A 254-nucleotide genomic window follows, 5' to 3' on the forward strand; every position below is an offset into this window, starting at 1 on the left:
GGCGTCGAGGCGCTGCTGCGCTGGCAGCATCCGAGCGTTGGCGACGTGCCGCCGGGTTTGTTTCTGCCGTTGCTGGAAGAGGCACGGTTGATCAACCAGTTAAGCTCCTGGATTTATCAGCGGTGCCGCCGCCCAGGCGCCCTGGATAAACGCGCAACCATTGGCCTTGAGCCACTGCGCCTGTTCAAAGGTTTGCACGCCCTCCGCGATCACCAGCACACCAAAATGCCCGCACAGTTCGATGATGCTGCGTG

1 protein-coding gene and 1 pseudogene are annotated in these 254 nt (G+C 61.8%); one reads left to right on the forward strand and one right to left on the reverse strand.

Annotated features, from left to right (window positions below):
• Positions 1-12: 12 nt before the first annotated feature.
• A pseudogene (locus AC0L3U_RS39785) lies at positions 13-114 on the forward strand (hypothetical protein); the annotation flags it as partial.
• Here the strand turns inward: AC0L3U_RS39785 and AC0L3U_RS39790 are convergent.
• Entirely contained in the window at positions 100-246 is a 147-nt protein-coding gene (locus AC0L3U_RS39790) for an EAL domain-containing protein (protein WP_473365178.1), read from the reverse strand. The pseudogene AC0L3U_RS39785 and the gene AC0L3U_RS39790 overlap by 15 nt on opposite strands.
• Positions 247-254: the final 8 nt, after the last annotated feature.

Source organism: Bradyrhizobium sp. Kon69, assembly GCF_055807515.1.